20 protein-coding genes are annotated in these 26477 nt (G+C 62.2%); 6 read left to right on the forward strand and 14 right to left on the reverse strand.

The genetic code is table 11. The features are described 5' to 3' along the window. The first annotated feature begins 207 nt into the window (after positions 1–207). Both mgtA and AC2CGQ_RS17250 read left to right on the forward strand, forming a co-directional pair. Positions 208–2916, forward strand: coding sequence for a magnesium-translocating P-type ATPase (gene mgtA / locus AC2CGQ_RS17245; protein ID WP_484593779.1), 2709 nt, complete (start codon positions 208–210; stop codon positions 2914–2916). Between the two features lie 267 nt (positions 2917–3183). Continuing rightward, positions 3184–5574, forward strand: a complete 2391-nt coding sequence (locus tag AC2CGQ_RS17250; protein ID WP_484593780.1) for a beta-N-acetylhexosaminidase — start codon at positions 3184–3186, stop codon at positions 5572–5574. Between the two features lie 29 nt (positions 5575–5603). Here the strand turns inward: AC2CGQ_RS17250 and AC2CGQ_RS17255 are convergent, their stop codons facing one another. From AC2CGQ_RS17255 to argF, 9 genes are all read right to left on the reverse strand, one after another. Then, entirely contained in the window at positions 5604–6332 is a 729-nt protein-coding gene (locus AC2CGQ_RS17255) for a proteasome-type protease (RefSeq protein ID WP_015376453.1), read from the reverse strand. A 75-nt stretch (positions 6333–6407) separates the two neighbouring features. Continuing rightward, positions 6408–7202 (reverse strand): transglutaminase family protein, encoded by a 795-nt coding sequence (locus tag AC2CGQ_RS17260; protein WP_004933384.1) that lies wholly within the window; start codon positions 7200–7202, stop codon positions 6408–6410. Continuing rightward, positions 7199–8125, reverse strand: coding sequence for an alpha-E domain-containing protein (locus AC2CGQ_RS17265; RefSeq protein ID WP_004933382.1), 927 nt, complete (start codon positions 8123–8125; stop codon positions 7199–7201). The genes AC2CGQ_RS17260 and AC2CGQ_RS17265 overlap by 4 nt, the downstream gene beginning before the upstream one ends. Further along, positions 8119–9555, reverse strand: coding sequence for a circularly permuted type 2 ATP-grasp protein (locus AC2CGQ_RS17270; RefSeq protein ID WP_049187800.1), 1437 nt, complete (start codon positions 9553–9555; stop codon positions 8119–8121). Before AC2CGQ_RS17270 ends, AC2CGQ_RS17265 begins: the two co-directional genes overlap by 7 nt. A 260-nt stretch (positions 9556–9815) precedes the next feature. Beyond that, positions 9816–10202, reverse strand: coding sequence for a 2-iminobutanoate/2-iminopropanoate deaminase (gene ridA, locus AC2CGQ_RS17275; RefSeq protein WP_015376455.1), 387 nt, complete (start codon positions 10200–10202; stop codon positions 9816–9818). Positions 10203–10300: 98 nt separating this feature from the next. Further along, positions 10301–10765 (reverse strand): aspartate carbamoyltransferase regulatory subunit, encoded by a 465-nt coding sequence (pyrI, locus tag AC2CGQ_RS17280; RefSeq protein WP_004933377.1) that lies wholly within the window; start codon positions 10763–10765, stop codon positions 10301–10303. A 12-nt stretch (positions 10766–10777) separates the two neighbouring features. Beyond that, a complete protein-coding gene (pyrB, locus tag AC2CGQ_RS17285) occupies positions 10778–11713 on the reverse strand; it encodes an aspartate carbamoyltransferase (RefSeq protein WP_019453297.1) in 936 nt (311 codons plus the stop codon). Positions 11714–12002: 289 nt separating this feature from the next. Continuing rightward, the gene (locus AC2CGQ_RS17290) at positions 12003–13571 is read right to left on the reverse strand and encodes an ABC transporter substrate-binding protein (protein WP_484593781.1); all 1569 of its coding nucleotides are present in this window, start codon (positions 13569–13571) and stop codon (positions 12003–12005) included. A 196-nt stretch (positions 13572–13767) separates the two neighbouring features. After that, complete coding sequence (gene argF, locus AC2CGQ_RS17295) at positions 13768–14787, reverse strand: ornithine carbamoyltransferase (RefSeq protein WP_166444780.1); 1020 nt, start codon at positions 14785–14787, stop codon at positions 13768–13770. 162 nt (positions 14788–14949) lie between these two features. Between argF and rraB the strand changes: the two genes are divergently transcribed. Both rraB and miaE read left to right on the forward strand, forming a co-directional pair. Continuing rightward, positions 14950–15375 (forward strand): ribonuclease E inhibitor RraB, encoded by a 426-nt coding sequence (gene rraB / locus AC2CGQ_RS17300; RefSeq protein WP_004933365.1) that lies wholly within the window; start codon positions 14950–14952, stop codon positions 15373–15375. A gap of 177 nt (positions 15376–15552) precedes the next feature. Next, entirely contained in the window at positions 15553–16317 is a 765-nt protein-coding gene (gene miaE / locus AC2CGQ_RS17305) for a tRNA isopentenyl-2-thiomethyl-A-37 hydroxylase MiaE (protein WP_484593782.1), read from the forward strand. Positions 16318–16332: 15 nt separating this feature from the next. Here miaE and AC2CGQ_RS17310 read toward each other — a convergent pair whose 3' ends face one another. The 5 genes from AC2CGQ_RS17310 to pepA all read right to left on the reverse strand — a co-directional run bounded on the left by AC2CGQ_RS17310 (position 16333) and on the right by pepA (position 23951). Then, entirely contained in the window at positions 16333–17940 is a 1608-nt protein-coding gene (locus AC2CGQ_RS17310) for a GMC family oxidoreductase (RefSeq protein WP_484593783.1), read from the reverse strand. A gap of 226 nt (positions 17941–18166) precedes the next feature. Further along, the gene (locus AC2CGQ_RS17315) at positions 18167–18670 is read right to left on the reverse strand and encodes a GNAT family N-acetyltransferase (protein WP_016929277.1); all 504 of its coding nucleotides are present in this window, start codon (positions 18668–18670) and stop codon (positions 18167–18169) included. A 199-nt stretch (positions 18671–18869) separates the two neighbouring features. Next, positions 18870–21746, reverse strand: a complete 2877-nt coding sequence (locus AC2CGQ_RS17320) for a valine--tRNA ligase (RefSeq protein ID WP_484593784.1) — start codon at positions 21744–21746, stop codon at positions 18870–18872. Positions 21747–21758: 12 nt separating this feature from the next. Then, on the reverse strand, positions 21759–22208 hold the full coding sequence (locus AC2CGQ_RS17325) for a DNA polymerase III subunit chi (RefSeq protein ID WP_033631663.1): 450 nt from the start codon (positions 22206–22208) through the stop codon (positions 21759–21761). A 231-nt stretch (positions 22209–22439) separates the two neighbouring features. Then, a complete protein-coding gene (gene pepA / locus AC2CGQ_RS17330) occupies positions 22440–23951 on the reverse strand; it encodes a leucyl aminopeptidase (protein WP_004933352.1) in 1512 nt (503 codons plus the stop codon). A gap of 282 nt (positions 23952–24233) precedes the next feature. On the opposite strand from pepA, the gene lptF reads away from it, so the two are divergent. Together lptF and lptG are read left to right on the forward strand one after the other, a co-directional pair. Further along, positions 24234–25328, forward strand: a complete 1095-nt coding sequence (gene lptF, locus AC2CGQ_RS17335; RefSeq protein ID WP_004933351.1) for an LPS export ABC transporter permease LptF — start codon at positions 24234–24236, stop codon at positions 25326–25328. Then, on the forward strand, positions 25328–26398 hold the full coding sequence (gene lptG, locus AC2CGQ_RS17340) for an LPS export ABC transporter permease LptG (protein WP_016929273.1): 1071 nt from the start codon (positions 25328–25330) through the stop codon (positions 26396–26398). The genes lptF and lptG overlap by 1 nt, the downstream gene beginning before the upstream one ends. Positions 26399–26477: the final 79 nt, after the last annotated feature.

Below are 26477 nucleotides of genomic sequence, written 5' to 3' on the forward strand. Positions count from 1 at the left end.
AAAACCTCTCCGCCTGGCGCTGCTGTTTTACCGGTGAAAAACATCACGGTAACCGGTGGCGCGCGCTTCGTCGTTCGCTCCTGCTGCTGAAAAAAAGAATAAGGATCTGCATGGGCAGAGGCTTTTTGGCGCATCCGCCATTCGCCCGGCCGATGACGATCCCCGTTTACCCGCTGCCGTGAGGCACCGGGCGACGAGGTGCGAACCATGAAACTGAAAAAACTCCCCCGTCAGCTGCTGGGCCTGTTCGCCCGCGGCCTTCCGCGCCGTTTGGTGCGCCGCGACAGCCTGCTGGACGGCGTCAGCGGCGCTGCGCGCGATATGCCTGCCGGCCTGGCGCAGCAGCGGCTGGAATGCGCCGCCGCAGAGACGATGCAGCTGTTTGAGCGTTTCCACAGCCACCCGGAAGGCATCACCGCCCATGAGGCGGAACAGGTGCGCCGGCGCTGCGGCGAGAACGTCATCGACGATCAGCAAAAAGAGGCCTGGTGGCAACACCTCTGGCACTGCTACCGCAACCCGTTCAACCTGCTGCTGACCGCGCTCGGCATGATCTCTTACGCCACCGAAGATCTCACCGGTGCCTTGGTGATCGCGCTGATGGTGCTGATCTCCACGCTGCTGAACTTCATCCAGGAGGCGCGCTCCAACCGGGCGGCCGATGCGCTGAAAGCGATGGTGAGCAACACCGCCACGGTGATCCGCAGCGATGCGCTCACCGGCAGGAGCGAGCATGTGGAGCTGCCGATCGCGCAGCTGGTGCCGGGCGATATCATCAAGCTGGCGGCCGGCGACATGATCCCGGCGGATCTGCGCGTGCTGTCGGCCAAGGATCTGTTCATCAGCCAGGCGGCGCTGACCGGCGAATCGCTGCCGGTGGAAAAATCCGCCGCGCCGCAGTCGCCGGCGGCCGATCCGCTCGACTGCCGGAACCTGTGCTTCATGGGCACCAACGTGGTCAGCGGCACCGCGCTGGCGATGGTGATCGGCACCGGCGGCAGCACCTATTTCGGCCAGCTGGCGCAGCGCGTCACCAGCCAGGATGAGCAGCCGAACGCCTTCCAGAGCGGCATCAGCAAGGTCAGCTGGCTGCTGATCCGTTTTATGCTGGTGATGACGCCGATCGTGCTGCTGATCAACGGCTACACCAAGGGCGACTGGTGGGAGGCGGCGCTGTTCGCGCTGTCGGTGGCGGTCGGGCTGACGCCGGAGATGCTGCCGATGATCGTCACCTCGACGCTGGCCAAAGGGGCGGTGAAGCTGTCGCGCCAGAAGGTGATCGTCAAACGGCTGGACGCCATCCAGAACTTCGGCGCGATGGATATTCTGTGCACCGACAAGACCGGCACCCTGACCCAGGACAAGATCGTGCTGGAGCGCCACACCGATGCGTTCGGCGCCGGCAGCGAGCGGGTGCTGCGCTACGCCTGGCTGAACAGCTTCTACCAGACCGGGCTGAAAAACCTGCTCGACGTGGCAGTGCTGAGCTGCGCGGAGCAGAATCGGCAGCCGGAGGCGCTGCAAAACTACCGCAAGGTGGATGAGATCCCGTTCGATTTCGTGCGCCGCCGCATGTCGGTGGTGGTGACCAAAGACAACGAGTATCACGAGCTGGTGTGCAAGGGCGCGCTGGAAGAGATGCTGGCGATTTGCAGCCACGTGCGCCACGAAGACGAGGTGATCCCGCTGAGCGAGGCACTGCTGGCGAGGATCCGCCGCATCACCGACGATCTCAACCAGCAGGGGCTGCGGGTGGTGGCGGTGGCCAACAAGATCCTGCCGGCGCAAACCCATGAATACGGCGTGGCGGACGAGTCGGATCTGATCCTCGAAGGCTACGTTGCCTTCCTCGATCCGCCGAAGGAAAGCACCGCACCGGCGCTGGCGGCGCTGAAACAGAACGGCGTCACGGTGAAGATCCTTACCGGCGACAACGAGCTGGTGGCGGCCAAAGTGTGCCGGGACGTCGGGCTGGAGGCCGATCATCTGCTGCGCGGCAGCGAGATCGAGCAGATGGACGACGAGCAGCTGGCGCAGGCGGCGGCGCGCACCACGGTGTTCGCCAAGCTGACGCCGCTGCACAAGGAGCGCATCGTCAAACTGCTGCGCCGTCAGGGGCACGTGGTGGGCTTTATGGGCGACGGCATCAACGATGCACCGGCGCTGCGCGCGGCCGACATCGGCATCTCCGTCGATTCGGCGGTGGATATCGCCAAGGAAGCGGCGGACATCATCCTGCTGGAAAAAAGCCTGATGGTGCTGGAGCAGGGGGTGATCGAAGGGCGCCGCACCTTCGCCAACATGCTGAAATACATCAAGATGACCGCCAGCTCCAACTTCGGCAACGTGTTCAGCGTGCTGATCGCCAGCGCCTTCCTGCCGTTCCTGCCGATGTTGCCGCTGCACCTGTTGATTCAGAACCTGATGTACGACATCTCGCAGATCGCTATCCCGTTCGATAACGTCGACGACGATCAGATCACCCAGCCGCAGCGCTGGAACTCCGCCGATCTGGGGCGGTTTATGGTGTTCTTTGGGCCGATCAGTTCAATTTTCGACGTGCTGACCTTCAGTCTGATGTGGTGGGTGTTCAAGGCCAATACGCCGGAAATGCAGACGCTGTTCCAGTCCGGCTGGTTCGTGGAAGGGCTGCTGTCGCAAACGCTGATCGTGCACATGATCCGCACGCGCAAAATTCCATTTATCCAGAGCCGACCGTCCTGGCCGCTGTGCATCATGACGCTGGCGGTGATCGCCACCGGCATCGGCCTGGTGTTCTCGCCGCTGGCCGGCTTCCTGCAGCTGCAGGCGCTGCCGCTCGCCTACTTCCCGTGGCTGGTGCTGATCCTCGCCGGTTACATGGTGCTGACCCAGTGCGTGAAAGGCTGGTTCGTGCGCCGCTACGGCTGGCAATAACCCGTTCGCCCCCTCCGGCCGGGAGGGGGCAACTGTGATCCCGTCCGCTTTTTCACCGCAACGGTTGGACATCTGTTCTGTGCTGAGTCTTTATCTACAGCGTTGGCTGTTTTCCCCTGCGCCTTTCAAGCCACCGCGTTGTTGGCTGTACGCCCGCCCCCCAGTTACTTAGCAGACCTAAGCGCCTGGGGATGCGGGCGCTTGCCGCCTAGCGGTGGTTTGAAATTCATTGGGGATATTTTGTTTTTTTCCTCTGAGGAATTTCCGATGCACAGACCTTTCCGTTATACGCTACTGGCTTCATCGTTATGGTTTTCTTGCGGCGCGCTGGCGCAGCCGGCGGGTGATTTGCCGCTGATGCCCTGGCCGCAGCAGGTGGAAGTGACGCAACCGGCGGGCAAACTGATTTTGGATCACCGGCTGTCGTTAAGCCTCCAGGGCGATGATTTGGGCGACGCGCTGCCGCGCTGGCGCCAGCGCATCGAACTGCAGACCGGCTGGACGCTGGCGCCGAGGGAAGAAGCGAACGGCGCGGCGATCAAGGTGGTGATCAAGGATCGGGTGGCGGCGCAGCCGCTGCCGGGCAGCGACGAAAGCTACCGGCTGGCGGTCACGCCGCAGGGCGCCACGCTGACCGCCAACACCCGCTTCGGCGCGCTGCGCGGCATGGAGACCCTGCTGCAGCTGCTGCAGACCGACGGGCAAAACACTTTCCTGCCATTGGTGGACATTCGCGACGTGCCGCGTTTTCCGTGGCGCGGCGTGCTGCTGGATTCGGCGCGCCATTTCCTGCCGCTGCCGGACATTCTGCGCCAGCTTGACGGCATGGCGGCGGCCAAGCTCAACGTATTCCACTGGCACCTGACCGACGATCAGGGCTGGCGCTTCGCCTCCGAGCATTACCCCAAATTGCAGCAGCAGGCCAGCGACGGCCTGTTTTACACCCGTGAGCAAATGCGGCAGGTGGTGGCTTACGCCACGGCGCGCGGCATTCGCGTGGTGCCGGAGATAGACATGCCGGGGCACGCCTCCAGCATCGCGGTGGCCTATCCCGAGCTGATGAGCGCGCCGGGGCCGTATCGCATGGAGCGCGAGTGGGGCGTGCATAAGCCGACGCTAGACCCGACCCGCGACGAGGTTTATCAGTTTGTCGACACGATCGTCGGTGAATTGGCAGAGATCTTCCCCGATCCCTATCTGCACATCGGCGGCGACGAAGTGGACGCCAGCCAGTGGCGGGCGTCGCCGTCGATACAGGCGTTTATGCAGCAGAACGGGCTGGCGGATACCCATGCGCTGCAGGCCTACTTCAACCAGAAGCTGGAAAAGATCCTCGAGAAGCACCAGCGGCAGATGGTCGGCTGGGATGAGATCTACCACCCGTCGCTGCCGCGCTCGATCGTCATTCAATCCTGGCAGGGGCAAGACTCGCTGGGCGCCAGCGCGCAGGATGGCTATCAGGGCATTCTCTCCACCGGTTTCTATCTCGATCAGCCGCAAAGCACCGCCTATCACTACCGCAATGAAATTCTGCCGCAGCCGCTGGGGGTCGAGACGGCGGTGCAGCCCGGCGAGCAGGCGCAAAGCTGGCGTTTCAGCATGCAGCGCCTGAAGGGAAGCGCGGTGGAAGGCAGCTTCACGCTGATCGAGGGCAAGCAGGGCTGGCGCGGCTTTATCGATTTCAACGGCAAGTCACGCCGCGCGGTGCACGACATCGTCTGGCGCACGCCGCAGCAGGTGACGTTCCGCGTCGATACCTGGATGGGCGACACACGGCCGGTGTTTACGCTGCAACAGGACAAGCTCAGCGGCTATACGCTGGTCGGCAACGTGCGTTACCCCACCAGCGGCGACAAGCTGGCGGCGGCGCCGGCGGGCAAGATGCCGGTGGTGCCGGACGAGAAGGGGCAGGCCAACATTCTCGGCGGCGAAGCGGCGCTGTGGGCGGAAAACGTGCGCGCGCCGCTGCTCGATCTCAAGCTGTGGCCGCGCGCCTTCGCGGTGGCGGAGCGGCTGTGGTCGGCGCAGGACGTCACCGATGAAAGCAACATGTACCGGCGGCTGGCGGCGATCGACGCCTGGTCGGTGGTGTCGGTCGGCCTGCAGCAGCACGCGGAAACGGCGCGCGAATTCACCCGGCTGAGCAACAGCGTGCAGATCCTGCCGCTGCAGATCCTGGCCGAGGCGGTGGAGCCGGCGCAGTATTACACCCGCCAGCACCTGAAGTTCCAGGCCGGCAACTATCATCAGTTCGAACCGCTGAATCGCTTTGCCGATGCGCTGCCGCCGGAGAGTGGCGCGGTGCGCGAGATGCATGCGCAGGTCGCGGCTTTGCTGAAGGATAAGCGCGATAAGGCGGCGGCGCAGGCGCTGCGCGAACGGTTGCAGCGCTGGCAGGCGAACGGCGCTGCGCTGCAGACGGCGATCGCGGGCAACCGCGCGCTGCGGGAGCTGGCGCCGGTGGCGCAGGATGTCGATGCTTTGGCCATGCTGGGCTTAACGCTGCTGGAGCGCCATCAGCAGGGCAAACCGCTGAGCCGGGCCGAAGCCGAACAAGTGCAGCGCCGGCTGGATGCGGCGGCGCAGACGCGCGACGAAGTGGTGATTGCGGCGGTGTACCCGCTGGAGGCGCTGCTGCGGGGGCTCCAGCCGCAATGAAGCGGACGGGCTCGTGTGAGCCCGGATCCCTACAGCTGCAGCGGCGGCAACTGGGTAAAAATGCTGACCAGCCCTTCGCCCCAGCCCTTGCGGATGGCGCTGAAGTACGGATGATCTTCGGTAATGCGGTATTGCCGGGCATGGCTGAAGCTGTCGCGCGGGTAGATCATCACGTCGAGCGGCAGCCCGACGGACAGGTTGCTGCGTAAGGTTGAATCCAGTGAAATCAGCGCGCATTGCATCGCTTGTTCCAGCGGCGTGTCGTAGTGCAGTACCCGGTCGATGATCGGTTTGCCGTATTTGCTTTCGCCTATCTGAAAATAGGGCGTGTCGCGGGTGGCTTCGATAAAATTGCCTTGCGGGTAGATATGGAACAGCCGCATCTCTTCCCCGCTAATTTGGCCGCCGAGCAGCAGGTTGCAGCTGAAGTCGGTGGTGCTGCCGCTTTGCTGCGCCTCGCTGTCGCGCTGGATCACCTCGCGCACCGTTTCCCCCACCAGCGTGGCGGCGTCGTAGAGGCTGGGAGCGTTGAGCAGGTTGGGGCGTTCGGCGTCCTTGCTGCGGTGCAACAGCAAACTGATGATGCTCTGGGTGGTCGCCAGGTTGCCGGCGCTTTGCAGCACCAGCGTGCGATCGCCGTCCTGTTGGAACACGTGCAGTTTGCGGAAGGTGGAAATATGATCCACCCCGGCGTTGGTGCGCGAATCGGACGCAAAGACCAGCCCGGACGACAAACGCATGGCCACACAGTAGGTCATACTACAATCCCTCAAAACAAGACCGGCACGCCGCCAACGCGCAGCGTGCCCGAAACATTTGCCATCGGCAAGCGGCTACTGGCCGGTTGGCATCATTTGTACGGCGGCGATGGCGCTCATGTCTTCGCAGCCGCCGCCCAACCGCATGCCGCGCACCGGGCAGGCGTCCAGATAATCGATGCCGACCGCCAGCTTAAGGTGCTGATTTGGCATGCGCGTATTGTTGGTCACGTCGAAGCTGTGCCAGCGTTCCTCCACCCACACTTCCGCCCAGGCATGGGTGGCGACATGGGTCGAGTCTTCGCTGTACAGGTAGCCGCTGACGTAGCGCGCCGGGATGTTCAGGCTGCGGCAGCAGCTCAGGAAGACATGCGTATGATCCTGACACACGCCGCTGCCGGCGGCGAACGCCTCGGCGGCGCTGTCTGTCACGCGCGTGGAGCCTGGGCTGTAAGGCATCTTCAGCAGCAGCTCGCCCATCAGATGTTCCAGGCCGCTCAGCACCGCCTGCGGTTGATGATAACGCAGGGCGAAGGCCTGAATGGCGTCATCGGGCTGGGTCAGCGGGCTATGGCGCAGAAATACCAGCGGCGACAGATGCCCGAGCGCCCGATCTTCGACGCCGTCTTCAATCTCCACTTCCCCGAGCACCCGAATGGTGATGGCCTGATGCGGTTCATCGAGCGTCAGCACGTGCAGTACGTTGCCGAAGGCGTCGGTGGTGCGCACCGCGTCATCCGGCAACGACAGTTGCCAGGAGAGGATGCGCTGATGCGGCGAATCCTGCGGCGTCAGCCGCAGATATTGGGTGCTGCGCTGCACCGGCTGGGCGTAGCGATAATGGGTGTTGTGCTCAATATTCAGTTTCATTGCGCCTCCAGATAAGTGTGATGGATGCTTTCGGCGATGCCGTTCACCTGGCCGAGAAAGGCGCTCAACCACTCGCCCAGGCCGATCTTGTTCAGATCCTTCATGCTGCTGAAGCGCAGCTCGGCATGCAGGGTGTGCGCCAGACGTCGCGGTTGGTTGGCGCCGCCGCCGATCAGTTCCAATTGCTGCACCATGTCGCCGACGCAGGCCAGCAGTGAACGCGGAATTTCATTGCGCAGAATCATCAGTTCGGCGATGGTCTCGCGGCTCAACGGCTGCTTGTAGATGCTGTGGTAGGCTTCGCGCGCGCTCACCGCCCGCAGCAGCGTGTCCATGCGGTAATATTCGCGCACCGGGTCGCCGTCGATGTCCATCAGCGTGTTCTTCACCTCCAGCAGACGGGCGGTGCCGTCGGCCCGCTCCAGCAGGGTGCCGAGACGGATAAAGCGCATGGCGTCGCTGCGCAGCAGCGTGCCGAACATGGCGCCGCGAAACAGATGGGCGCGCTCTTTCACCCAGTCGAAGAAGGCATCGGCGCCCACCGAGCCGATGCCCTGGCGGCGGATCAGTTTCATCTCTATCCAGGTGGCGTTGATGCACTCCCAGACTTCGGACGACAGGCTGCCGCGCACCGCGTGGGCGTTGTTCCAGCCCATTTGCAGGCAGCTGAAGATGCTGCTGTGGTTGCGGTTGTCGAGCGCGAAGAAACTGACCAGATTCGGCATCGTCAATTCCGGGTAGGCGGCGGCATACAGCTGGCCGGTGCCGGTCAGATTGAGCGGCACCTGCAGATCCTGATCGCCGCCGTCGCGGATCGGCATCATCGACAGCTTGTTGGTGACGTCCAGCACCCGGGCGATGCTTTCCGCCCGCTCCAGATAGCGGGCCATCCAATAGAGTTCACTGGCGGTGCGGCTCAGCATAGGTCGTCCTCCAATACCCAGGTGTCCTTGGTGCCGCCGCCCTGCGACGAGTTCACCACCAGCGAACCTTCCGCCAACGCCACTCGGGTCAGGCCGCCGGGCACCAGGCGGATCTCCGCGCCGCTGAGGGCGAACGGCCGCAGATCGATATGCCGCGGTGCCAGACCGTCGTTGACGAAGGTCGGGCAGGTGGACAGCGCCAGCGTGTTTTGCGCAATGTAATTCTGCGGGCGAGCCAGCAGCAGCGCACGGAATCGGGCGAGCTCGTCCTTGCTCGCCGTGGGGCCGATCAACATGCCGTAGCCGCCGGCGCCGTGCACCTCTTTCACGACCATCTGTTCGAGGTTGGCCAGCACATACGACAGTTCGCTTTTATGCCGGCACTGCCAGGTCGGCACGTTGTTGAGGATCGGTTCCTCTTGCAGGTAGAAGCGCACCATATCCGGCACGTAGGGGTAGATCGATTTGTCGTCGGCCACGCCGGTGCCGATGGCGTTGGCCAGCACCACATTGCCGGCGCGATACACCGACAGCAGCCCCGGTACGCCGAGCATCGAGTCCGGCCGAAACGCCAGCGGATCGAGGAAGGCGTCGTCCACCCGACGATAGATCACGTCCACTTTGCACGGCCCGGCGGTGGTGCGCATGAACACCGCGCCGTCCTTGACGAACAGATCGGCGCTTTCGACCAGCTCCACCCCCATCTGCTGCGCCAGGAAACTGTGCTCAAAATAGGCGCTGTTGAAGCGGCCCGGCGTCAGCACCACCACGGTGGGATCGTTGATGGGCGAGCTTTCGCGCAGCGTTTGCAGCAGGTGCGACGGGTAGCGCTCCACCGGCGCGATGCGTTGCCGGGCGAACAGTTCCGGATAGAGACGCATCATCATTTTGCGGTTTTCCAGCATGTAAGAGACGCCGGACGGGGTGCGCAAGTTATCTTCCAGCACGTAGTATTGGCCGTCGCTGTTGCGGACCATGTCCACGCCGACGATATGCGCATAGATATCGCGATGCAGATCAACACCTTGCATACAGGGTTGATACTGATCGTTGGCCAGCACCTGTTCTGCCGGAATGAGGCCGGCCTTCAGAATATGCTGCTGGTGGTAAATGTCGTGCAGGAAAGCGTTGAGCGCCTGTACGCGCTGGCGAATGCCGCGATCGAGCATCGCCCATTCGGCGGCCGGAATAATGCGCGGCACGCTGTCGAACGGGATCAACCGCTCGGCGCCGTCATCGTCGCCGTAGACGTTGAAGGTGATGCCCACCCGGTGAAACAGCAGCGCAGCCTCTTCCCGCTTGCGTTGCACGGCCTGGTGATCGGCCTGCTGCAGCCATTGCCAGTAGGCGTCGTAGTGGCCACGGTGTTTTCCCTCAGCCAGAAGCATCTCATCAAAAAACGGTGAAGCGGAAAGATTGATATTCAGCATCGTCACCTCGTCGACATTGCAGGCTGTCAATCAATCGAGCATAAAACGTGCCAAGGCGATAACGGGCGAAAATGGCGCAGAGCGGGGCTGCCGCGATGAAAAACGCCCGTTTGCGGTGCAGGTGCGGCGTAGCGACGCCTTAATATAGGGCGAAATGGCGGTGGCGGTGAGCGCTGAAGGCGCAGGGACGGCAGGCTGTCGGGGCAGAACAGAAATAAAAACGGCCAGTCTGCACTGGCCGTCATTCGCGTGCGCGTCGATTAACGACGCACGGCGATGGCTTCGATTTCGATCTTCACGTCTTTCGGCAGACGCGCCACTTCCACGCAGGAGCGGGCCGGGAACGGCGCGCTGTGCTCGGTGAAGAAGGCTTCGTACGCGGCGTTGACGGTGGCGAAGTCGTTCAGGTCTTTCACGAACACGGTGGTTTTCACGATGTCGGCAACGCTCAGGCCGGCGGCTTCGACGATCGCTTTGACGTTTTCCAGCGACTGGCGCGCCTGAGCGGCGACGTCGTCGGCGACGGCGCCGGTTTTCGGATCGACCGGGATCTGGCCGGAAGTGATGATCATGCTGCCCAGATCAACGCCCTGCACGTAAGGACCAATGGCTGCCGGGGCGAGTTCAGTGCTGATGTTACGTGACATGTTTTCTCCTGATAAACGAGGATTGTTCTATCCAGAAATCCCATTATAGGGCGTCACCGGGAGAATAACAGCGCCATCTCCCGGCGCCCATACCGGGCTTAGTCGGCCTGCAGCACCACCTGGTGCTCGAACTCTTTTTCGCAGTAGCGGCACTTCAGGTGCACTTCGCCGCCGCGCGATTTGACGCTGAAGCTCGACGCCACTGGCTCGCTGCGGCTGATGCAGTTGCCATTCGGGCAGGTCAGCACGCCGTCGATGTGGTCCGGCAGGCTAAGGGTCAGTTTGCGCACCACTTCATAGTTGTCGATGCGGTTCACCGTGGCCTTCGGCGCGTACATCGCCAGCTGGTTGGCCTGCTGCTCGGTCAGGAAGGTGTTCTCGATCTTGATCAGATCCTTGCGGCCCAGCTCGTTGGAAGGCAGGTTCAGGCCGATGGTGATGCGCTGGTCGGTGGCGGTCAGCTTGAACAGCGTCAGCAGTTTGAAACCGATCTGCGCCGGAATGTGGTCGATCACCGTGCCGCATTTGATCGCTTCGACCTGCAGTTTGTTGTCGTGAGTCATGGCGGTTCCCCCTTAAAGAGCCAAATCTGCGTTGAGCACCAGCGCCAGCAGCGCCTGGCGGGCGAAGATGCCGTTGCCCGCCTGCTGGAAGTAGTAAGCGTGCGGCGTTTTATCCACGTCGGTGGCGATCTCGTCGATGCGCGGCAGCGGGTGCAGCACCTTGAGGTTGGCGCGCGCGCCGGCCAGATCCGCGGCGCGCAGCACGAACTGCGCCTTCACGTTGGCGTACTCGGACGGATCGAGGCGCTCTTTCTGCACCCGGGTCATGTAGAGAATATCCAGCTCCGGCACCACTTCTTCAATGCTGCCGTGCAGGCTGTACTCGATGCCTTTCTCGTCCAGCATTTTCAGGATGTAGGCCGGCATCGCCAGCGCGTCCGGGGCGATGAAGTAGAAGCGGTTGCCTTCGAACTTGGCCAGCGCCTGGGTGAGCGAGTGCACGGTGCGGCCGTACTTCAGGTCGCCGACCATGGCGATGCTGAGGTTGCTCAGGCGACCCTGGGTTTCCTGGATGGTGAACAGATCTAGCAGGGTTTGGGTCGGGTGCTGGTTGGCGCCGTCGCCGGCGTTGAGCACCGGCACGTTGCCGGAGAACTCCGAGGCCATGCGCGCCGCGCCTTCCTGCGGATGGCGCATCACGATGGCATCCACGTAGGTGCTGATCACCGAGATGGTGTCGGCCAGGGTTTCGCCTTTCTTGCCGAGCGAGGTGTTGCTGCCGTCGGCGAAACCGACCACCGAGGCGCCGAGGCGGTGCATCGAGGTTTCGAACGACAGGCGGGTACGGGTCGAGGCTTCAAAGAAGCAGCTGGCGATCACCTTGTGTTTCAACAGTTCCGGCTGCGGGTTGGCTTTCAGACCGGCGGCGGTGCGCAGCACCAGCTCCAGATCCTCGCGGCTGAGATCGTTAATAGAGATGATGTGTTTGTGATACAGCGGGTTGGCCATTTTTCACTCCTCCTCGACGCGTGCCCGTGGCGCGGGACTTTTTAAGGCAAAAAAAAGCCCCTCAATGAGGGGCTTGAAACGATCGGTTTAGCAACAGGAGAAACAACGGCAGCTGGCCGCCGATAGGCAGTCGGTTTTGTCGATTGCGGCTAACAAAACAAACGTCGTTTTTCATGCTTTCTCCTGGCAAATTGTGGCGCATTATACTCGCGCTTTTCGCCACTGCAAGCGTTAAAACGCCGTTTTTTGCCGCCCCGCAATCGATTGGCCGGCGATGGCCGCCCGTCGGCTATTTGCTGACGCGATCGTAGTAGACCATGTCGGCGTTCAGCCCTTGTTGATAGCCTTTGACGTTGTCGCGCAGCACCACTTCGGTTTTGGCCTGATCGATAAACACGTACGGCGAACTGCGCTGCAGCTCCTGCTGCATGGCGGTGTACAGCGCGCGGCGCTTGGCCGGATCGGCTTCGGCCAGCGCCGCCAGCGTCTGCTGGTTCAACTGCGGGATCTGCCAGCCGTTCAGCCCGGCCACCGTGCTGCTCTTGCCGTCGTTGTAGGCGAAGGCGCTGGCGTTGGAGTGGGCGTCGAAGTAATCCGGGATCCACAGGCGGATCGCCGCCTGATGCTGCCTGGCGCGCACGCGGGAGTAAACCTGGCTGCCCGCGGCCGGCAGCAGCTCGACCTTCACGCCGGCGGCGGCGAAGCTGCCCTGCAGCGCCTGCGCGATGGTGATGAACGGCGGTTTGTTCTCCACGTCCAGCGTAAAGGCGGCGTGGGTAATCCCCGCCTTGGCCAGGATGGCTTTCGCCTTGGCCGGATCGTAGCTGAACGGGTTGGTCTCCAGCGCGCCCGGCAGCCCGACCGGCAGGAAGCTCTGATGCACGAAATATTGGCCCTTCAGCAGATCCTTCGTGATGCCCTGATAATCCACCAGATAGCGCGCCGCCTCCCAGAAGGCCGGGTTGCTCAGCAGCGGATTGGCGCCGTTGCCGGTGTTGAATACCAGGTAGTTTTGCTCGGCGGACGGGATCTCCAGCACCTTGACGCCCGGCTGGTTCTTCAGCGTGTCGGTCTGGTCGGCGCCCAGTTCGCGGGCGATATCGGCGTCGCCCTGCTGGAGCAGCAGGCGGCGGGTGGCCGGATCCGGCACGTTTTTAATGATGATGTTTTTCAGCTGCGGCTTGTCGCCCGGCGTGGTGGGATTGGCGTCCAGCACGATCGCCTGATGCGGCTGATAGACGCGCATCTTGAACGGGCCGCTGCCGGCGGAGTGCATCTTCAGCCAGGCGTTGCCGAAGTCGCCGTCTTTGACGTTGGCCAGCGCCGCTTTGCTGTCGACGATCGAGGCGATCGGCGTCGAGAGGATATTCAGCGCCACCGCCGGGCTGACGTCCGCCGTCCAGCGCAGCTGCACGGTATGTTCGTCGATCTTCTTGAGCTGCGCGTCGATGTTGTCCGGCTGCCAACCGAGCACGTTGAGGATGAACGCCGGCGATTTGTTCATCTTGACCGCGCGGCTGTAGGAGAAGACCACGTCGTCGGCGGTCAGCGGGTTGCCGGAGGCGAACGCCGCCTGCGGCCGCAGTTTCACCGTCAGCGTTTTGGCCGCCGCATCGCTTTGCCAGCTTTCCGCCAGCACCGGCGCCACCTTGGCCGGATCGTCGCGATCCGCCTGCACCAATCGTTGATACAGGCTAGGCACCGTCTGGATGCTGGAGAGTTCGTTGGCTTCCGCCGGATCGAGGCTGACGATGTCATCCAGCGATTGCACCACCACCAGCGTATTCGGCGGCGTGGCGGCTAACGCGGCTGCGGGCAGGGCGGCGAGTAAGAACAGCGGCAAGAGTTTGGCTTTCATCGGTGTATATCCCCTGAAGGCGCCACAAGGTGGCGCTGAGAACGGTTTGTTATCGTTGGTTTTTACGGCGCGGGCGCCGTCGGCCTGTCACGGTAAAACCTTTACCGGTGGTGGGCAAAGGTCAATGCGCTATTTGATATTCCTGGAATATATTAGCCGCCCTGGCCGGGGGCGCCAGGGCGGTGGAGGAGGATTGTCAGAGGGTTTCGCTCAGCGTGGCGACCAGCACCGCCTTGATGGTGTGCAGCCGGTTTTCCGCCTGATCGAACACCACGCTGTGCGCCGACTCGAACACCTCGTCGGTCACTTCCATGCCGCCGTGCAGATCGTACTGTTGCGCCATCTGCTTGCCGAGCGTGGTTTGGTCGTCGTGGAACGCCGGCAGGCAGTGCAGGAACTTCACGTTTGGGTTGCCGGTCAGCTTCAGCATCGCCATGTTGACCTGATACGGCCGCAGCAGCGCAATACGCTCCCGCCAGGTCTCTTTCGGTTCGCCCATCGACACCCACACGTCGGTGTAGAGGAAGTCGGCGTCTTGCACCCCTTCGGCGATGTCTTCGGTCAGGGTGAGCTTCGCGCCGGTTTGCTGCGCCAGCGCCTGACACTCGGCCACCAGCTCCGGCTGCGGCCAGCAGGCCTTCGGCGCCACCAGCCGCAGATCCATGCCCGCCAGCGCGGCGGCTTCCAGCAGCGTGTTGCCCATGTTGTTGCGCGCGTCGCCGACGTACGCCAGCTTCACTTCACTCAGCGCCTTGCCCGGCAGGTGTTCCTGCACGGTGAGCAGATCCGCCAGCAGCTGGGTGGGGTGGAACTCGTCGGTCAGGCCGTTCCACACCGGCACGCCGGCGTGTTGTGCCAGGGTTTCCACCAGCGCCTGGCCGTAACCGCGATACTGAATACCGTCGTACAGGCGGCCCAGCACCCGGGCGGTGTCTTTCATCGACTCTTTATGGCCGATCTGGCTGCCGCTCGGGCCGAGATAGGTCACCTGCGCACCCTGATCGAATGCGGCAACTTCGAAAGAGCATCGCGTGCGGGTCGAGTCTTTTTCGAAGATGAGCGCAATGTTTTTGCCCTGCAGCCGGCGCTGTTCCCGCCCCTGCTTCTTGGCCTGTTTCAGATCGGCCGCCAGCTTCAGCAGCGCCTGCAGTTCGGCGGGGGTGAAATCCATTAACCTCAGAAAGTGACGTTGGTAGAACGCATTGCCGGTGCTCATAGTCCGATTCCCTGATTGTGTAATTGAATTAAAATTCACTTTATATGTATGAATATTCAATTTCAACCCCGGCGAGGAAATCTTTCACGTTTATCGTGGAAGCAATGTCGGCGGTGTGTGAAAATAGAAGGAATGAAGGCCATTTGACTTGAGGATATAGGCATGGCAAACCGCGAATTGCTGGAAGAACAACGTGAAGAGACCCGCCTGATCATCGAAGAGCTGCTGGAAGACGGCAGCGATCCGGACGCGCTCTACACCATCGAGCACCATCTGTCCGCCGAGAAATTTGAGGTTCTGGAGCAGGCCGCCGTTGAAGCCTTCAAATTGGGCTACGAAGTGACCGACGCCGAAGAGCTGGAAGTGGAAGACGGTTCGCTGGTGATGTGCTGCGACGTGATCAGCGAAGTCGGCCTGAACGCCGAGCTGATCGACGCCCAGGTCGAGCAGCTGGTGGCGCTGGCGGAGCGCTGCGGCGTCAACTACGACGGCTGGGGCACCTACTTCGAAGATCCGAACGGTGAAGACGGTGAGGATGACGAAGATGGCGACTACATCGACGAAGACGACGACGGCAAACGCCACTGATTAACCCCGCTTATTCACATGGGCCGGTTCTCGCCGGCCCCTGATATCCCCGTCGTCTTTCAAGCTGCAGCGTTGTTGGCTGCACTCTCTCACCCCAGTCACTTACCTGAGTAAGCTCCTGGGGATGAGTGAGCTGGCCGCCTGGCTGCAACTTGAAATACATAGGGCAATGACGCCATGACATACCAATCTCTGCTAGCCCCGATTTTAAGCTTCCTGCACTGTGAAACTCCCGACGCCTGGATCGACGCCGCGCGCCGTCCGGAAAACCTGCAGCTATTGCTGACCGACCACCTGGTATGCGAGCTGAAAGCCGCGCAGACCGGCATGTGGCTGATCCGCCGCTACGTGGCGGACAAAGAGAGCGGCGACGCGCTGTTGGCGCTGCTGCGGCCCTACGAGGCGTTTCTGCACGAAGCGCAGGGCGCGCCGGACACGCTGTTCCGCCAGGGCCAGTTCACCCGCAAGATCCTGCCGAAAAACGGCTCGGCCTACGGCCAGGATCTGGCGGATCGCATGGTGCTGTTGATCAAGGAAGAGCTGCATCACTTCTCGCAGGTGCTGGAGATCATGCAGGCGCGCGGGATCCCGTATCGCAAGATCACCGCCAGCCGCTACGCCAAGGGCATGATCCGCGAGATCCGTACCCACGATCCGGCGACGTTGATCGACAAACTGATCTGTGGCGCCTACATCGAAGCGCGATCCTGCGAACGCTTCGCCAAGCTGGCGCCACACCTGGACGATGAGCTGAACCGCTTTTACGTCTCGCTGCTGCGATCCGAAGCGCGCCACTATCAGGACTACCTGACGCTGGCCGAGCAGATCGCCGGCGGCGACATCAGCGAACGGGTGGCGCATTTCGGCCGCCTCGAAGCTGAACTGATCCTGTCGCCGGACAGTGAGCTGCGTTTCCACAGCGGCGTGCCCTCCGCCGCCTGAGGTTGAGGCGCGCCCTTACTGCGGCGCGCCCAGCAGCAGATCCACCGCCTTTTCCGCCAGCATGATGGTCGGCGCATTGGTGTTGCCGCTGGTGAGCTGCGGCATCACCGAGCAGTCGATCACCCGCAGCTGCTCGAAACCGTGCACCCGCAGCTGCGGATCGGTCACCGCGTCCTGCGGCGACGGCCCCATGCGGCAGCTGCCCACCGGGTGATACACCGTCTTGCAGAAGTTGCGCACGAACTCCTCCAGCTGAGCGTCGTCGCGTGTCCACTCCGGCTGCGGCATCAGCAGATCTTTGATCAGCGGCTTCAGCGCCGCGGTTTGCAGGAAATCCAGGCCGAACTTCACCGCGCGCACGCTGCCGGCCAGATCGTCCGGGTGGCCGAGGTAGTTGGCGTGCAGCTTGACCGGATCGCGCGGGTTGCTGCTGCGCAGCAGCACTTCGCCGCGCGCCTTCGGCTGCAGGTAACCGACCTTGAGCGTGAAGCCGTGAATGTTCGGCAGCGGCTCGCCGGGCACGTCGTCCCAGCTGTCCAGCAGCGGCAGGAAGTGGATCTGCACGTCCGGCCGGCCGTCGCCCCGGCTGTCGGTGAAGGCGGCGCCTTCCAGCACGTTGGACGAGAGTACCCCGCTGCGAAACGCCAGCCACTGCGCGCCGTGGCTCAGCGCCTGCAGGCCGCGATCGGCGCCGAACAGGCTGATCGGCTCGCGGGTGCTGACGTTGATCGACATGTGCAGGTGGTCGTGGAAGTTTTTGCCCACCGGCAGATCCGCCCGCACCTCAATGCCCAACTGCTGCAGGTGGTCGCGCGGGCCGATGCCGGACAGCATCAGAAGCTTCGGCGAACCGACCGCGCCGGCGCTGACGATCACCTCTTTGGTGGCGCGGGCGGTGACTTCCGCGCCGCCATTCTGGCTGTAGACCACGCCGGTGGCGACGTTGCCCTCGAAGGTCAGCCGGTGCGCCAGGGCGTTCAGTTTCACCACCAGCCGCCGTTCGTCGCGCACCGCCTTCAGGTAGGTGCGGGCGGTGCTGGCGCGCTCGCCGTTGTGGGTGGTGGTTTGGTAGAAACCGACGCCGTGCTGGCTGTCGCCGTTGAAGTCGTTGCGATAGGGCAGGTTCAGCTCCTGGCCGGCGCGGATAAACGCCATGCTGAGCGGGTGGCGATAGCGATTCTCGCTGACCGGCAGCAGCCCGTTGGCGCCGTGGTAGTCGTCTGACAGGCTTTCATTGGCCTCGGCGCGTTTGAAGTAGGGCAACACCTCCCGGTAGCTCCAGCCGGCGCAGCCGTAGCGCTCGGCCCAGTCGTCGTAGTCCTGCGGCTGGCCGCGCAGGTAGATCATGCCGTTCACCGAACTGCTGCCGCCCAGCACCTTGCCCTGCGCGATCTGCATGCGGCGGTTGTTGGCGTGCGGTTCCGGCTCCGTCTCATAAGGCCAGCTCTTTTTGGCGATGATCTTGGCCACCCCGGCCGGCATCTTGATGAACAGGTTATTGTCGTCGCCGCCGGCTTCCAGCAGCAGCACCCGCGCCTGGGTGCGGCGGATCAGCTGCGCCGCCAGCACGCAGCCGGCGGAACCGGCGCCGACGATGATGTAATCAAAGGTATTTTCCGACATGACAGCTCTCCGTGCGCGATTGGGATACTGGCAGAGTAACGCGGGGGAAAAGGCGGTCAATTTGCGATCGTTAATTTATTAACGAACTTCACATTAAATTTACATATCGGTTTTTAACGTCAGTTTATCTGCTTGAAAAACGGCGTTATAGCGAGTTTTACTGATTGATTGCGATATTAATAAAAAAGGCGCAGCAAGCTGCGCCCTGATGAAGAGGCGGGGAGGATTACAGCGTTTTCAGCATGGTGACTTCACAATCGACGTGGCCGGTGGCGCCCATCGCATGGTCGATGTGTTCGAAGCCCAGATGTTCGTACAGCGCAACGGCCTGCGTCAGGCTGGCGGTGGTCTCGAGGTAACAACAGCGGAAGCCGTGCTGGCGGGCGAAATCCAGCGCCTGCAGCGCCAGGCGTTTCGCCAATCCCTTGCCGCGCAACACCGGCAGGAAATACATCTTCTGCAATTCGCAAATATCGTCTGCGCCGCCCTGCAGCGGCGCGATGCCGCCGCCGCCGGCGACCTGGCCGTCCACTTCGATCACCCAGTAAGCGCTGCGCGGCAGGCTATAGAGCTGGTACAGGGCGTCCAGGTTGGGATCGGAGACGGTATAGCCTTTATCCGCCGTCAGGCCGTGCTCGGCGGAGACTTCGCGAATGACGTGAGCAATGGCGGCATTGTCTTCCGCCGTGATGGGGCGCACCAGCAGGCGCGCCGGGGTTGCTGTTGTCATGTTTACACTCGCCATTGAAAGAGACCACGTTCGTTTTTCGTTTTTATCGCAGCGCGAAACGCGCCGGGGATTATTTCCCGGCGGCGTCCCTGCAGCAGTAATATCTTGTAATAACATCTAACCCGGCCCGGATGCAACGGCGATAAAAAAACAGCGGGGAAGACCCCGCTGTTTTCAGGCGTTGGCGTGAGCCGGTGGATTACAGCGCGGCGATGGTCGCCTGCTGTTCCTGCAGCTTCACTTTGCCTTCTTTGCAGGCCGCCAGGCGATCGCGCTCTTTGGCGACCACCGCTTCCGGCGCGCGCGCCACGAAGCCTTCGTTCGCCAGCTTGCCTTCGATCGAAGCGATTTCCGCATCCAGCTTGCCCATCTCTTTGGCCAGACGCGCGATCTCGGCGTCCTTGTCGATGAAACCGGCCATCGGGATCAGCAGCTCGGCGCCGTCCACCAGCTTGGTGACGGAGACCGGGCCTTTCTCACCGGCCGGCAGCAGCGCGATGGATCCCAGGCGCGCCAGGCGGGCGATAAAGCTTTGGTTCTCCTGCACGCGGCGCTGGGCGTCGGCGCTGCAGTTGCGCAGCAGCACGTCGAGCGCTTTGCTTGGCGCGATGTTCATCTCGGCGCGGATGTTGCGCACGGCGATGATGGTTTGCTTGATCCACTCCAGATCGTTCAGCGCCTGCTCGTCTTCCAGCGCGGCGTCGTAGGCCGGGAACGGCTGCAGCATGATGGTGTCTGCGGCTGTGCCGGTCAGCGGCTTCACGCGCTGCCAGATGGTTTCGGTGATGAACGGAATGATCGGGTGCGCCAGGCGCAGCAGCGCTTCCAGCACTGTGATCAGCGTGTGGCGGGTGCCGCGTTGTTCCGCTTCGCTGCCGTTGCTCACCACCGGCTTGGTCAGCTCCAGATACCAGTCGCAGAACTGGTTCCAGGTGAATTCGTACAGGATGTTGGCCGCCAGATCGAAGCGGTAGGTGTCCAGCGCTTCGCGGTAGGCTTTCACCGTGCGGTTGAATTCGGCCAGGATCCAGCGATCCGCCAGCGACAGCACTTTCTCGCCGCCGTTGAAGCCGCAGTCGTGCGCTTCGGTGTTCATCAGCACGAAGCGGCTGGCGTTCCACAGCTTGTTACAGAAGTTGCGGTAGCCTTCCAGGCGCTTCATGTCCCAGTTGATGTCGCGGCCGGTCGAGGCCAGCGCCGCCAGGGTGAAGCGCAGGGCGTCGGTGCCGTGCGGCTCGATGCCGTTCGGGAACTGCTTCTCGGTGCGCTTGCGGATCTTCTCCGCCAGCTGCGGCTGCATCATGTTGCCGGTGCGTTTTTCCAGCAGATCTTCCAGCGAGATGCCGTCGACCATGTCCAGCGGATCGATCACGTTGCCTTTCGACTTGGACATCTTCTGGCCTTCGTCGTCGCGGATAAGACCAGTCATGTAGACGGTCTTGAACGGCACCTGCGGCTTGCCGTTTTCATCCTTGATGAAGTGCATGGTCAGCATGATCATGCGCGCGATCCAGAAGAAGATGATGTCGAAGCCGCTGACCATCACGCTGGTCGGGTGGAAGGTTTTCAGCGCGTCGGTCTGCTCCGGCCAGCCCAGGGTGGAGAAGGTCCACAGGCCGGACGAGAACCAGGTGTCCAGCACGTCTTCGTCCTGGGTCAGCACCACGTCGGCGCCCAGGTTGTTCTCGCTGCGCACTTCTTCTTCGCTGCGGCCCACGTAGACTTTGCCGTTCACGTCGTACCAGGCCGGGATGCGGTGGCCCCACCACAGCTGACGCGAGATGCACCAGTCCTGAATGTCGCGCATCCAGCTGAAGTACATGTTTTCGTACTGCTTCGGCACGAACTCGATTTGGCCCTGTTCGACCGCTTCCACCGCCACTTTGGCCAGCGGCGCGGTGCGCACGTACCATTGGTCGGTCAGCATCGGCTCGATCACCACGCCGCCGCGGTCGCCGTAAGGCACCGTCAGGTCGTGCGGTTTGATCTCGTCCAGCAGGCCCAGATTTTCGAAGGCGGCAACCACCGCTTTACGCGCCGCGAAGCGCTCCAGGCCGCGGAACTCGGCCGGGATCTCGTTGCAGTAGTCGGTGCAGACTTCGCCCAGGGTGTTGAACACTTCCGCTTCCTGACGGATGTCGCCGTCGAAGGTCAGAATGTTGATCATCGGCAGGCCGTGGCGTTTGCCGACTTCGTAGTCGTTGAAATCGTGCGCCGGGGTGATCTTCACGCAGCCGGTGCCTTTTTCCATATCGGCGTGTTCGTCGCCGACGATGCGGATGCGGCGGCCGACCAGCGGCAGAATGATCTCTTTGCCGATCAGGTCTTTATAGCGCGGATCTTCCGGGTTGACCGCCACGCCGGTATCGCCCAGCACGGTTTCCGGACGGGTGGTGGCGACCACCAGGTAGTCTTTGCCCTCGGCGGTTTTCGCGCCGTCGGCCAGCGGGTAGCGCAGGTGCCACATGGAACCTTTGGATTCGCGGTTTTCCACTTCCAGATCGGAGATGGCGGTGCGCAGCTTCGGATCCCAGTTCACCAGGCGCTTGCCGCGGTAGATCAGATCTTCTTTGTGCAGACGGACAAACACTTCGCGCACCGCGTTCGACAGGCCTTCGTCCATGGTGAAGCGCTCGCGCTCCCAGTCCACGGAGTTGCCCAGACGGCGCATCTGGCGGGTGATGGTGCCGCCGGATTCCGCTTTCCACTGCCAGATCTTGTCGATGAACGCGTCACGGCCGTAGTCGTGGCGGGTTTTGCCTTCTTCTGCGGCGATCTTGCGCTCCACCACCATCTGGGTGGCGATGCCGGCGTGGTCGGTGCCCGCCTGCCACAGGGTGTTTTTACCCTGCATGCGCTGATAGCGAATCATGGTGTCCATGATGGTCTGCTGGAACGCGTGGCCCATGTGCAGGCTGCCGGTGACGTTCGGCGGCGGGATCATGATGCAGAAGCTTTCCTGGCTGGTATCGCCGTTCGGCTTGAAGTAACCCTGATTCTCCCAGTGATCGTACAGCTTCTGTTCGATCTGTTTTGGGTCGTATGCGGTATCGAGCTGACTGTTTGTCTTTTCCATTCTTTATCGTATTCAGTGAGTTGGCGGCGTAGCCGTGGTCAAATGGAAGCCGACGCTGCGATAGGCCTTGTAACGGTCGCGCGCCAACTGTTTCAGAGTGTCTTCGTAAGGAACGAAGTCTACCACTTCATGGAAAGCGGTAGCAAAATCGGCAAACTGCGGCAGCAGGGCGATCAGCAGATCGCGCGGGGCGTTGCCGCGCTTGCCGGGCCAGCACAGTTCCACCGGCGCGCCGTAGTGCGGCCCTTCGCCGGCCAGGTTGTGCGGCACGAATTCATGCGGCTCGCGCTGCCACAGCGCTTCGTCCAGCCGCTGGGCCTGCTCCTGGCTCTCGCAGGCGATCAGCACCCGCTTGCCGGAGCGGAAGCCGTTGGCGGCAACGGCGCAGGCCACGGCCTCATGGGCGCTGAGCGCGCCTGACGGTTCCGCGTTGTCGAGCAAATAAAACGTCGCCTGTTTCATTAAGGATCCACCGCTGCCGATAAAAAAACAGGGCACAACATGTAGGTTGCGCCCTTTTTGGGAACGGAGCAGATAACTCTACCCCTTCGCTGCTGAGAGGATTATATACCCAATAGATTTCAAGTTGCAGCTAGGCGGCAAGTTCGTTCATCCCCAGGAGCTGACATCAAGTCAGTGACTGGGGTGAACGAATGCGGCCAACAACGCTGCGGCTTGAAAGATGAAGGGTATTTAATCGTCGCCGTTCAGGCCTGCACGGTTCAGTAAGAACTGCGACAGCAGCGCCACCGGGCGGCCGGTCGCGCCCTTGGCTTTACCGGAGCGCCAGGCGGTGCCGGCGATATCCAGGTGCGCCCAGGTGTACTTGCGGGTGAAGCGCGACAGGAAGCAGGCAGCGGTGATGGCGCCGCCAGGGCGGCCACCGATGTTCGCCATGTCGGCGAAGTTGGAGTCCAGCTGCTCGTAATACTCGTCGGCCATCGGCAAACGCCAGGCGCGGTCGCCGGCCTGCTCGGAAGCGCCCAGCAGCTCGTGCGCCAGCGGGTTGTGGTTCGACATCAGGCCGGTGATGTGGTGGCCCAAGGCGATCACGCAGGCGCCGGTCAGGGTGGCGATGTCGATCACCAGCTCCGGCTCGAAGCGCTCGACGTAGGTCAGGGTATCGCACAGCACCAGGCGGCCTTCGGCGTCGGTGTTGAGCACCTCGACGGTCTGGCCGGACATGGTGGTCAGCACGTCGCCCGGACGATACGCCCGGCCGCCCGGCATGTTTTCACAGCCGGCCAGCACGCCGATCACGTTCAGCGGCAGGTTCAGCTCCGCCACCACGCGCATCACGCCGTACACGGTCGCCGCGCCGCACATGTCGTATTTCATCTCGTCCATGCCGTCGGCCGGTTTGATCGAGATGCCGCCGGAGTCGAAGGTCAGCCCTTTGCCTACCAGCACGATCGGCTTAGCGTCCGGATTTGGGTTGCCCTTATATTCCATCACCGACATCAATGATTCGTTCTGCGAACCGGCGCCGACCGCCAGATAGGCGTTCATGCCCAGCTCTTTCATCTGCTGTTCGCCGATGACGCGGGTGGTGATGTTGGTGCTGAAGGCGTCCGCCAGCTGACGGGCCTGCGAGGCCAGGTAGCCGGCGTTACAGATGTTCGGCGGCATGTTGCCGAGATCTTTGGCCGCCTTGATGCCGGAAGCCACCGCCAGGCCGTGCTGAATCGCGCGCTCGCCGCTGGTGAGCTCACGGCGGGTCGGCACGTTGAACACCATTTTGCGCAGCGGACGACGCGGCTCCACCTTGTTGCTTTTCAGCTGATCGAAGGTGTAGAGCGTCTCTTTGGCGGTTTCTACCGCCTGACGCACTTTCCAGTAGGTGTTGCGGCCTTTCACGTGCAGCTCGGTCAGGAAGCAGACCGCTTCCATTGAGCCGGTGTCGTTGAGGGTATTGATGGTTTTCTGGATCACCTGCTTGTATTGGCGCTCATCGAGCTCGCGCTCTTTGCCGCAGCCGATCAGCAGGATGCGCTCGGAGAGAATGTTGGGCACATGGTGCAGTAGCAGCGTCTGCCCGACCTTGCCTTCCAGTTCGCCACGGCGCAGCAATGCGCTGATATAACCATCACTGATTTTGTCGAGTTGTTCTGCGATAGGGGACAGGCGGCGCGGTTCGAAAACGCCGACTACAATACAGGCACTGCGCTGTTTTTCCGGGCTACCGCTTTTTACACTGAACTCCATGCACTCTCCTGAATCTTAAAGACAAAGGCGGACGCTACGGCTAGAATAATCGACTCCGTAACGATCTCCCGCCATTTGAGTTAACGGATTATGTTAACCTGAACGGCGTAAATTGCTCTGTTTTGGCGACTATAAGCAAGTTCCTATAGGACACCCAAACGGCTTGATGTTGTAATACTATTTTAGCTGTGAAGGTTGCCATATGATGAGAATAAATGGCGGATTAGCGATGAAATTATCGATTTTCCTGCAAAAAGACAAGTTTTCACAGGCGTAATAAGCGTGATCATCATAAGATATCTGGTACGGGAAACGCTCAAGAGCCAAATCGCCATCCTGTTCATCCTGCTTCTGATCTTCTTTTGTCAGAACCTGGTCAGGGTGTTGGGCGACGCGGTGGACGGCAATATCCCGACAAACTTAGTACTCTCTCTGCTCGCTCTGGGCGTGCCGAAGATGGCGCAGCTCATCCTGCCTTTGAGCCTGTTTCTCGGCTTGCTGATGACGCTTGGGCGGTTGTATACCGAGAGCGAAATCACCGTCATGCACGCCTGCGGGCTGGGCAAACGCACCCTGATTATCGCCGCCATGATCCTGGCGCTGTTCACCTCTGCGGTCGCGGCGGTGAACGTGTTTTGGGCCGGCCCCTGGGCCTCGCGCTATCAGGACGTGGTGGTGAACGAAGCCAAGGCCAACCCGAGCATCGCCGGGCTGGCGGAAGGGCAGTTCAAACCCTCGCAGGACGGCAACGCGGTGCTGTTTATCGGCAACGTGAAGGGCAGCACCTTTAACGACGTGTTCCTGGCGCAGCTGCGGCCGAACGGCAACCAACGCCCGTCGGTGGTGGTGGCCGAGCACGGCAACATCGTGCAGCAGAAAGACGGCTCGCAGGTGGTGACGCTCGACAAGGGCACCCGTTTTGAAGGCACCGCGCTGCTGCGCGACTTCCGCATTACCGACTTCACCGACTACAAGGCGGTGATTGGCCACCGCACCGTGGCGGCGGACAACACCGAATCCGAACAGATGTCGATGCAGACGCTGTGGGAATCCGACGATCCGGACGCGCGCGCCGAGTTCCACTGGCGCCTGACGCTGGTGGTGTCGGTGGCGCTGATGGCGCTGCTGGTGGTGCCGCTCAGCGTGGTGAACCCGCGCCAGGGCCGCGTGCTGAGCATGCTGCCGGCCATCCTGCTGTATCTGATCTTCTTCCTGCTGCAGACCTCGCTGCGCTCCAACGCCGGCAAGGGCAAGCTGGATCCGATGCTGTGGCTGTGGCTGGTTAACGGCGTTTACTTCGCGATCGCGCTGGCGCTGAACCTGTGGGATACCGTGCCGATGCGCAAGCTGCGCGCACGCCTGAGAGGAGCGGCCTGATGTTTGGCGTATTAGACCGGTATATCGGTAAAACGATTTTCAACACCATCATCATGACGCTGTTCATGCTGGTGTCGCTGTCCGGCATCATCAAGTTCGTCGATCAGCTGCGCAAGGTCGGCCAGGGCGAATACACCGCGCTGAGCGCCGGCATGTATACCCTGCTGAGCGTGCCGAAAGACATCGAGATCTTCTTCCCGATGGCGGCGCTGCTCGGCGCGCTGCTCGGCCTGGGCCAACTGGCGACGCGCAGCGAACTGGTGGTGATGCAGGCTTCCGGCTTCACCCGCCTGCAGATCGCCGGCTCGGTGATGAAAACCGCCATTCCGCTGGTGCTGCTGACCATGGCGATCGGCGAGTGGGTGGCGCCGCAGGGCGAGCAGATGGCGCGCAACTACCGCGCCCAGCAGATGTACGGCGGCTCGCTGCTCTCCACCAAAAGCGGGCTGTGGGCGAAGGACGGCAACGACTTCATCTACATCGAGCGCGTCTCCGGCGATAAAGAACTCTCCGGCGTGAACATCTACCACTTCAACGATCAGCGTCGCCTCGAGACGGTGCGCTATGCGGCCACCGCCAGCTTCGAGAACGGCCTGTGGCAGCTTTCGCAGGTGGACACCTCGGATCTGACCAACCCGAAACAGGTGACCGGCACCCAGACGCTGACCGGCGAATGGAAAACCAACCTGACCCCGGACAAACTGGGCGTGGTGGCGCTGGATCCGGATTCGCTCTCCATCAGCGGGCTGCACAACTACGTGAAGTACCTGAAGCAGAGCGGCCAGGAAGCCAACCGTTACCAGCTCAACATGTGGAGCAAAATCTTCTCGCCGCTGTCGGTGGCGGTGATGATGCTGATGGCGCTGTCGTTCATCTTCGGCCCGCTGCGCAGCGTGCCGATGGGCATCCGCGTGGTGACCGGCATCAGCTTCGGCTTCCTGTTCTACGTGCTGGATCAGATCTTCGGCCCGCTGAGCCTGGTGTACAGCATGCCGCCAGTGCTGGGCGCGCTGCTGCCGAGCATGCTGTTCCTGCTGATCAGCGTGTATATGCTGCTCAAACGCAAGTAGCGGGGCAAGCGGTAGTGAAGAAAGGCGTGGCCGCGGGGCCGCGCCTTTTTTGTTGGTGTGGCATGCCCCCGCCTGCGGT

This window comes from Serratia sp. DFXYC6, assembly GCF_057196085.1.